At 71.4% G+C, this 9148-nt stretch carries 8 protein-coding genes; 5 read left to right on the forward strand and 3 right to left on the reverse strand.

Going from position 1 to position 9148, the window contains the following annotated elements; translation table 11 throughout:
• Positions 1 to 980: NAD(P)/FAD-dependent oxidoreductase (locus tag AC1DY2_RS10015; protein ID WP_476762286.1), on the forward strand; the 980-nt coding region annotated here is incomplete at its 5' end.
• A 2-nt stretch (positions 981 to 982) separates the two neighbouring features.
• Here the strand turns inward: AC1DY2_RS10015 and AC1DY2_RS10020 are convergent.
• The 3 genes from AC1DY2_RS10020 to AC1DY2_RS10030 all read right to left on the reverse strand — a co-directional run bounded on the left by AC1DY2_RS10020 (position 983) and on the right by AC1DY2_RS10030 (position 4264).
• Complete coding sequence (locus AC1DY2_RS10020) at positions 983 to 1930, reverse strand: carbohydrate ABC transporter permease (RefSeq protein WP_476762287.1); 948 nt, start codon at positions 1928 to 1930, stop codon at positions 983 to 985.
• The gene (locus AC1DY2_RS10025; protein WP_476762288.1) at positions 1924 to 2844 is read right to left on the reverse strand and encodes a carbohydrate ABC transporter permease; all 921 of its coding nucleotides are present in this window, start codon (positions 2842 to 2844) and stop codon (positions 1924 to 1926) included. Before AC1DY2_RS10025 ends, AC1DY2_RS10020 begins: the two co-directional genes overlap by 7 nt.
• A gap of 97 nt (positions 2845 to 2941) precedes the next feature.
• Positions 2942 to 4264, reverse strand: a complete 1323-nt coding sequence (locus tag AC1DY2_RS10030; RefSeq protein ID WP_476762289.1) for an ABC transporter substrate-binding protein — start codon at positions 4262 to 4264, stop codon at positions 2942 to 2944.
• 287 nt (positions 4265 to 4551) lie between these two features.
• On the opposite strand from AC1DY2_RS10030, the gene AC1DY2_RS10035 reads away from it, so the two are divergent.
• The 4 genes from AC1DY2_RS10035 to AC1DY2_RS10050 form a co-directional block, all read left to right on the forward strand.
• A complete protein-coding gene (locus tag AC1DY2_RS10035; protein ID WP_476762290.1) occupies positions 4552 to 5853 on the forward strand; it encodes an ABC transporter substrate-binding protein in 1302 nt (433 codons plus the stop codon).
• Between the two features lie 153 nt (positions 5854 to 6006).
• Entirely contained in the window at positions 6007 to 8001 is a 1995-nt protein-coding gene (locus AC1DY2_RS10040; protein WP_476762291.1) for a beta-galactosidase, read from the forward strand.
• Between the two features lie 53 nt (positions 8002 to 8054).
• On the forward strand, positions 8055 to 8759 hold the full coding sequence (locus AC1DY2_RS10045) for a ThuA domain-containing protein (protein WP_476762292.1): 705 nt from the start codon (positions 8055 to 8057) through the stop codon (positions 8757 to 8759).
• Positions 8756 to 9148: glycerate kinase (locus tag AC1DY2_RS10050; protein ID WP_476762293.1), on the forward strand; the 393-nt coding region annotated here is incomplete at its 3' end. The genes AC1DY2_RS10045 and AC1DY2_RS10050, both read left to right, overlap by 4 nt.

Consider the following 9148-nt stretch of genomic DNA (forward strand, 5'->3'; position numbering starts at 1 on the left):
GACTGCGCACGGTGGTCATCGAGTCCCTAGCGCCCGGTGGCCAGGCCGGCACCTCCACGCGCATCGAGAACTACACCGGATTCCCGTTCGGGATCTCGGGAGACGACCTCGCGAGCCGGGCGCTGAAGCAGGCGAAGCGCCTCGGCGCCGAGATCGTCGTCACCCGCAGCGTCGAGGCGATCCGCCCTCACGGTGGACAACGCGACGCGGGGCGCGACGCAGCACCGGACGTGTTGCTCGACGAGGCGCGCGACCCCGTGCACGAGGTCGTCCTCGATGGCGGCGAGACTCTGCGGGCCCGGGTCGTCATCGCGGCCACCGGCGTCGAATGGCGCACGCTGCCCCTGCCCGCGGTCGACCGCTATCTCGGCAACGGCGTCTTCTACGGCGCCGCGCGCAGCGACGCGGCCATCGCGAAGGGCGCCGACGTCTGCATCATCGGTGCGGGCAACTCGGCGGGGCAGGCCGCGCTGTTCTTCTCCCGGCACGCCCGATCGGTGACGATGCTCGTGCGCGGCAGTTCGCTCGAGGCGAGCATGTCGCGCTACCTCATCGACCAGATCGCCGCCAACGACGGCATCCGCGTCGAGACGCGCAGTGAGGTCGTGGGCCTGCACGGCGAGGGGAGCCTCGAGGGCGTCGACGTCGTCGACCGGGCCACCGGGCGGACCTCCCGGCGCAGCTTCCCGGTCGTCTTCGTGATGATCGGCGCGAATGCCGTCACCGACTGGCTGCCCCCAGAGATCGCGCGCGACGCGCACGGCTTCGTGCTCACGGGCGCGGATGCCTCGGCCGCCGAGGCGTGGACGGCCGATCGTCGTCCGTTCGCGCTCGAGACGAGCACGCCCGGGATCTTCGCCGTGGGCGACGTGCGCTCGGGGTCCGTCAAGCGCGTCGCGGCGGGCGTCGGCGAAGGCGGCATGGCGATCGCGTACGCGCATCAGTACCTCGCGCTGGAACGCCAGGTCGGCTCCGCCTGAGCTCAGCCCTTGGTCGCGCCCGCCGTGAGGTCGGCCTTCCAGAACCGCTGGAGCGAGACCATGAGCACGACGAGCAGCACCACCGACACGGCCGACCCGGTCACCACCAGGGTGGTGAACGACGGATCGCGCTGGGTCTGCGAGTTCCACAGGGTCAGGCCGAGCGTGATCGGGAATCGCTTCGGGTCGCTCAGCATCACCAAGGGAAGCAGGTAGTTGTTCCAGATCGTCACGAACTGGAAGAGGAAGATCGTCACGATCGCCGGGGTCATCATGCGCGCGGCGATCGAGCCGAAGATGCGCAGGTCGCCGGCGCCATCGATGCGGGCGGCCTCGATGACCTCGTCGGGCACCGAGGCGTTCGCGTGGATGCGCGCGAGGAAGACGCCGAACGGGCTCACCATGCACGGCAGGAGCACGCTCCAGTAGCTTCCGGTGAGGCCGACCGAGTTGAGCAGGAAGTACAGCGGCAACGCGATGACCGTCGCCGGCACGAGCACGCCGCCGAGGATCGTCCAGAAGACCGCCTCCTTCGCCGGGAAGTCGTACTTCGCGAACGCGTAGCCGGCCGCCGTCGAGATGACCGTCGCCACCAGGGCGCCGACCCCTGAGTACAGGATGCTGTTCAGGATCCAGACCGAGAAGGCGCCGTCGTCCTGGGTGAACAGGGCGACGAGGTTCTGCCACGCCTGCGGGCTGTCGGAGAACCAGAGCCCGAACGTCGAGGAGAGGTCGCCCGGCGACTTGGTCGCCGCGATCAGCACCCAGGCGATCGGCAGCAGGAAGTACGCCGACGCCACGACGAGTGCGGCGTTCACCAGCACGGTGCCGGCCGCGCCAGTGCGGGTGGCGGGTGGTCGTCGGTTGGGCGCTGCTGCGCCGGATGCCGCGGGGCCGGCCGGTCGGCGGGTGCGCGCGACGGGGCGGGCGGGGGCGTCGGTGGTCACCATGCGCGGTTCCCCTTCCGGTTCACGACGCGGAGGAACAGGGCCGAGAAGGCGAACGCGAGGAGCGCCACGATCACGGCCATCGCCGCCGCGAGGTTCGGGTTGCCCTGCGAGAACGCCTGGTTGTAGGCGGCGAGGTTGGGCGTGTAGTCGGAGCTGATGGCGGTGGTGAGCGGGCGGAGCACGAGGGGCTCGACGAACAGCTGCAGCGTGCCGATGATCGTGAAGAGGGTGATGAGCACGATCGAGGGGCGGATGAGCGGCAGCTTGATGTGCCAGATCATGCGCCACTCGCCGGCGCCGTCGAGCCGGGCGGCCTCGTACAGCTCGGAGGGAATGGCGTCGAGCGCCGCGATGAGGATGAGCATGTTGTAGCCCGCGAACCCCCACAGGGCGATGTTCGCGATGGCGAAGAGCACCGCGTCGCTCGACAGCGGATCGACGTCGATGCCGACCGCGCCGAGCGACTGCAGCACCGGGCTGGTGGCCGGGATGTACAGGAAGCCCCAGAGCAGCGCGGCGATCACGCCGGGAACGCCGTAGGGCATGAAGTACGTCACGCGGAAGGCCCGCGGGAACCGCGCGGCCGCGGCGCCCAGGAGGAGCGCCAGTGCCAGGGCCGAGACCACCATGAGCGGCACCTCGATCGCCGAGAAGGCGACGAGGCGGCCGAGGCTCGCGACGAACGAGGGGGTCGACAGCGCGGCGGCGTAGTTGTCGAGGAACACGAACTCCCGGGTGGGGGCGGTGAGTCCCAGGCCGCTCGACTGCTGGGAGAACATGCTGTCGACCACCGCGAAGATGATCGGGGCGACGAAGAACGCCGCGAACATCACGAGGAACGGCACGAGCAGCACCCAGAGGGCGGCCGCGGGCCRGTGACGTCGACGCGGTGGGGCGGTGGCAGTGGCGGACACGGCGGTGCTCCTCGGGTGATGGACGATCGGATGCCGCGGGGGTGCGGCCGTGGAAGGCGAGCCGGCGGCCCGGCCGGAGCCGGACCGCCCGCCCGGGTCACTCGGCGACCGAGATGCCCTTGTCCTCGAGGGCGGCGACGAAGTCCGCCTGGGTGGCGATGTAGGCGTCGGTGAGCGGCGTGCCCGCCTCGACGGCCGCCTTGACGTTGTCGGTCAGCGAGGCGAACAGCGTCTGCGACAGCGGCGGCCACTTCCACGTCGCGGCGACCGCGGCATCCGACTCGGCGAAGACGTCCCAGATGTCCTGGCCGCCGTAGAACGCGAACACCTCGGGGTCGTCCTGGAGGCTCTCGATCGCGCCGAGGTCGGTGATCGCGGGCCATCCGGCGCCGATGCTCGTGAGGGTGCTCACGCTGCCGGGATCGCTGTTCAGCCAGAGCGCGAACTCGGCCGCCTCCTCCGGGTGCTCGGAGCCCTTCAGCACGACGTTGGCCGAGCCGCCGGCCCACGTCGCCGACACGGTCTCGCCGTCGGACCACTGCGGCATGGGCGCGACCGCCCAGCTGCCCGCGGTGTCGGGCGCGGTGCCGCGCACGATCGCATCGGCCCACGAGCCCGAGATCCACGACGCGACGTTGCCGTTCTGGAGGTCGGCGTTCCACTCGCTCGAGAAGTCGGCCTCGACCTTCACGAGGTCCTCGTCGAGAAGTCGCTGCCAGAACTCGGCGACCTTCAGCGTCGCCTCGTCGTCGATGCCGACCTTCCACGCGTCGCCCTCGGTGGCGAACCACTCGCCCCCGCCCTGCTGGGAGAGCCCGATCAGCCAGGGCGCCTGGTTGAACGCGAACGCCGCGATGTAGCGGTTGGGGTCCGAGGCGTGGATCGCCTTGGCCGCCTCGTAGTACTCCTCCCACGTGGTGGGTGCCGCGAGGCCGAGGGAGTCGAAGATGTCCTTGCGGTAGAACTGGCCGAGCGGCCCGGAGGCCTGCGGGATCGCGTAGACGTGGTCGTCGAACACGCCCGTCTGCCACTGCCAGTCGGTGAAGCGGTCGGCGTCGTCGGCCACGTAGTCCGTGATGTCCTCGAGTGCGCCGTTGACCAGGAAGTCGGGGATGGCGTCGTAGCCGACCTGCGCGACGTCGGCGGGGTTCCCGGCCTGCACGGCGGAGAGCATCTTGGCGTACCCGCCGTCGGGGCCGGCCGTGATCGTCTCGAGCTCGACGTGGATGTCGTCGTGCGCGTCGTTGAAGGCGTCGACGGCCTGGTCGATGTTCGGGACCCAGGACTGGAAGGTGAGCTCGACGGGTTCGTCCGCTGAACCGGACTCGCCGCCCGAGCACGACGCGAGGGCGAGCGTTGCGACGACGGCGCCCGCGAGGATCGCGGTGGTGCGCAGGCGCCGGTGGTCACGCTGTGGCATGGAGATGCTCCTTTGCATGTGGATGCGTGTTGCATGGTGGATGCGTGCCTGCGATGCAGGCCGATGATGCGGTGCGGAAAGCGACGCTACGCCGCGCGGCGCACGCGCCCCATAGGGGATCGACCCGCGGGCATGGACATTTCCACGGTGGGGAACGCCAGCGCGCCCCGGCACGCGCGCTGCTCGGCCGTTGACGGAATGAAACGTCTCAGGCTACGGTGCGGGGAAGCGTTTTCCGCGCCGATTCCCATGATGAGGTGCGGACACCCAACACACCTTGGAGGACGATGATGTTCACGACCCGACGGATGCGTCGCGTGCTGGCGGTTGCCGCGGCATCCGGTGCCACCGTGCTCGCGCTGGCCGGATGCGCCGGCGGCGGCACCGGTGGCGGCAGCGAAGCGGCCTACGACCCCGACGAGGAGGTCACGCTGACCTTCACGTGGTGGGGCAACGACGACCGTGCCCAGCGGTACCAGAAGCTCATCGACGCGTTCGAGGCCGAGCACCCGAACATCACGATCGAGGGCACGTTCACCGATTTCCCCTCGTACTGGGAGAAGCGCCAGACCGAGGCCGCCGGCGGCGGGCTGCCCGACGTGTGGCAGTTCTCCGACTCCTACCTGCGCGAGTACGCGGAGCCCGGGCTCCTGCTCGATCTCGACACCGTCGGCGAGTACGTCGACTTCGACGCGTTCGACGACGGCCTGCGCGCCACCGGCCAGCTCGACGGCGTGCAGTACTCGCTGCCGACGGGCTACAGCGCCTGGGCCATGTTCCTGAACGACGGGCTCGTCGAGCAGGCGGGCGTCGAGCCCTACGAGGGCGGCACGAGCTTCGACGACTACGCCGACTGGATGGCGGAGGTGACCGAGGCCACCGGCGGGGCGGTCTACGGCGGCACCGACCTGACCCAGCGCATCCAGAACTTCGAGAACGTGCTGCGCGCCGACGGCAAGAACCTCTACACCGAGGACGGGGAGCTCGGGTTCACCGAGAAGGACCTGCGGGCCTTCTGGAACTCGGGCGCGGACGCCCGCGAGGGCGTCGTCGTGCCGCAGCAGCGGCTCGAGGAGATCTCGCCCAAGTCGGGCTTCGGCGCCAACCTCACGGCCAGTGAGGCGAGCTGGAGCAACTTCCTCGGCGGCTACCTCGCCGACTCGGGAGCAGAGCACGTGACGCTCGTGGCGCCGCCGACCACCGACCCCGACGCGAAGGACCTCTACCGGCAGGCCGGCCTGCAGGTCGCGATCGCGGCCGACACCGAGCACCCCGAGGCGGCCGCGCTGTGGCTCGACTACGTGGTGAACAGCGAGGAGGCCGGCGAGATCTTCGGTACCACCCTCGGCTTCCCGGCATCCGAGACGAAGCTCGCCGGCACCACCCTCGAGGGCGTCGACGCGCAGGTCGCCGACTACCTCGACTCGGTCGCCGACCGCCTCGGCGAGGCGCCGCCCGTGCCGGTCGTGGGATACGGCTCGCTCGAGCAGACGTTCTGGGACCTCGGCAAGTCGATCGGCCTCGGCGCGCTCAGCGTCGACGACGCGGTCGACCAGTTCTTCACCGAGGCGAAGGTCATCCTGGGCTGAGCTCGGCGGCCGGCAACGTCACCGAGTGGGCGATCCTGGCGCGCATCCAGCGGATGCCGCGCCACGATCGCCCACTCGCACGTCGCGGGGTAGGCTGGAATGCGCTTTCCCGTTCTGGTAGACCCAGTCCCGACCGATCGACGAAGGAGTCCCGTGCACTACGGCGCTGACTACAACCCCGAGCAGTGGCCCGAGGAGATCTGGCCCGAGGATGTCGCGCGCATGCGCGAGGCCGGCGTGACGATGGTGAGCCTCGGCATCTTCGCCTGGTCGCGCATCCAGCCGCGCGAGGGCGAATTCGACTTCGGATGGCTCGACCGGGTGATCGACCTGCTGCACGAGGGCGGCATCGCCGTCGACCTCGCCACGGCCACCGCCTCGCCGCCGCCGTGGGCGAGCGCCGGCTACCCCGAGCTCCTCCCGCAGGACGAGAACGGGGCCACCTACTGGCCGGGCAGCCGCCAGCAGTTCGCTCCCTCTTCGCCCGTGTACCGGCGCCTGGCCGCCGAGCTCGTGACCGCCATCGCGGAGCGGTATGCGCAGCATCCGGCCGTCGTCATGTGGCACGTCAACAACGAGTACGGCTGCCACTTGAACATGGACTTCTCGGATGCCGCGCGCGACGCGTTCCGGCGCTGGCTGGCCGACCGCTACGGCGACGTCGACGCGCTCAACGAGGCCTGGGGCACGAACTTCTGGTCGCAGCGCTACGGATCGTTCGACGAGGTGTTCCCGCCACGCAAGGCGCCGTACAGCCTGAACCCCGGCCAGACGCTCGACTACCGCAGGTTCACGAGCGACATGCTGCTCGAGTGCTACCTCATGGAGCGCGAGATCATCCGGGCGGCCGGGGCGACCCAGCCCATCACCACGAACTTCATGGGCGCGTTCAAGCCCGCGAACTACCAGCAGTGGGCCGAGCACCTGGACCTCGTGAGCGACGACGCCTACCCCGACCCGAACGACCCCGAGTCGTTCCGGGCGGCGGCATTCCAGCGCGACCTCGTGCGCTCACTGAAGCCCGACGTGCCGTGGATCCTCATGGAGCAGTCGACGAACGCGCTGAACTGGCGCCCCTCGAACGCGCCGAAGGCCCCAGGGCAGATGGCGGCCCTCAGCGCGCAGGCGATCGGGCGGGGCGCCGACGGCATCCTCTTCTTCCAGTGGCGGCAGTCCCGGGCAGGCGCCGAGAAGTTCCACTCGGCGATGCTGCCGCACGCCGGCACGGAGACGCGCACCTGGCGCGAGGTCACCGAGCTCGGCGCGCAGCTCGCCGCGCTGCCGACCCTGCCGGCCGGCCGCCGTGACGCCCCGGTCGCGCTCGTGTTCGACTGGGAGAACTGGTGGGCCGTCGAGGCCTCCGACCACCCCCAGAACCGGCTCGACCACCTCGCCGTCGTGCAGCGCTGGTACCGCGCGCTGCACCGCCGCCACGTGCAGGTCGACGTCGTGCCGCCCGAGCGCGTCGACGACCGGTACGCGCTCGCGGTCGCACCGCTGCTCTACCTGTTGCGCGACGAGGGCGCCGCGGCGCTCACCTCGTTCGTCGAGGGCGGCGGACACCTGCTCGCCGGCCCGTTCAGCGACGTCGTCGACGAGCGCGACGCGTTCCGCGACGGCGGGTTCGCGACCCGGCTCGGCCCCCTCTGCGGCATCCGCGTCGAGGACTTCGGCGCCCTCGTGCCACCCGATGCCGCGCCGGGTGAACCAGGCGAACGGGAGGCGCGCTTCGACGGCGCCGTGGGCTCGGGGCTCGGTGCAGCCGTCGGCACCCTCTTCGCCGAGGAGATCGAGGCGACGGATGCCACGGTCGAGGCGACGTTCACGAGCGGCCGCCGCGCGGGGCATCCGGCCCTCACCGTGCGCCGCGCCGGACGCGGGGTCGCCCGCTACCTCGCCACCGTCCCCGACGAGGCCGGCGCCCAGGCCGTCGTCGACCACGTGCTCGCCGACGCGGGCGTCGAACCCGTCGTCGCCGGCCTGCCCGAACACGTCGAGGCGGYGCGACGCGGCGCACTCGTCACGGTCGTCAACCACGGCGGCGACCCGGTCGACGTCGTCGTGCGCGGCACCGACGCGGTCTCGGGCGAAGAGGTCGACGGCGTACGCCTCGGCGCCTTCGACTGGGCCATGGTGGTCGGGCGATGACGGCGAACACCTCAGGGGGTTACGATGCACCCGAGGGCGGAGGAGGTGGTGGCATGCGCGCCGTCATCCTCAGCGGGTCGGGTCGMTACGCCGATCCGTGGCACCGCTTCGCGGAGACCAGCGCGGCGCTCGCGGGAATCATCGGCGGCGCGGGCTACCACGTCGAGGTGAGCGACGACCTGCTCGGCGGGCTCGCCGACCTCGGCGACGCCGACCTGCTCGTCGTGAACGCCGGCAGCCCCGCCAACCCCCAGCCCGAGGGTGAACCCGAACCGCCCGCGCCCACCGACGCCCAGCTCACGGCTGCGGCGGCCGGCCTCGACGCCGCGCTGGCCCGCGGCATCGGCCTCCTCGCCATGCACGCCGCGGCATCGACGCTGCCCGAGCTGCCCGCGTTCGGCCGCGGGCTCGGCGCCCGCTGGATCGAGGGCGCGTCGTGGCATCCGCCCATCGGCGAGGCGACGGTGCACCTCGTCGGCACGCATCCGATCGCCGAGGGGGTCGCCGACTTCACCGTGTTCGACGAACGGTACTCGGGCCTGCGACTCGACGGCGTGATCGAGCCGATCGCCGAGCACGAGGAGGACGGCATGCGGCATCCGCTCGTCTGGGCCCGTGAGCTCGGTGCGTCGCGCGTCGTGTACGACGCGCTGGGACACGACACCCGCTCCTACGACTCGCCCGAGCACCGCGAACTGCTCACCCGCGCGCTCGACTGGCTGTCGCGCGTGCCCGCCCCCACCTTCGACGCGTCGTGACGCGCGTCGTCATCGCTCCCGACTCGTTCAAGGGCACCGCGAGCGCTGCGGATGCCGCGGCGGCGCTCGCGGCGGGATGGCGGGCCGTTCGCCCCGGCGACGTCCTCGTCGAGCGTCCGATGGCCGACGGCGGCGAGGGCACCCTCGACGCGTTCGCCTCGGCGGTTCCCGGCGCCCGGCGCATGCCGGTGACGGTGCGCGGGCCGCTCTCCGACCCCGTCGAGACGTGGTGGCTGCTGCTGCCCGACGGCACGGGCGTGGTCGAGCTCGCCGCGACGTCGGGGATCACGCTCCTCGATCCGCTCGCGCCGCTCGACGCCCACACCGCCGGGTTCGGCGAGGCCATCGCCGCCGCGCTCGACGCCGGCGTGGATCGCCTGCTGCTCGCG

The sequence above is a fragment of the Agromyces sp. P1_H4 genome (genome assembly GCF_056405255.1).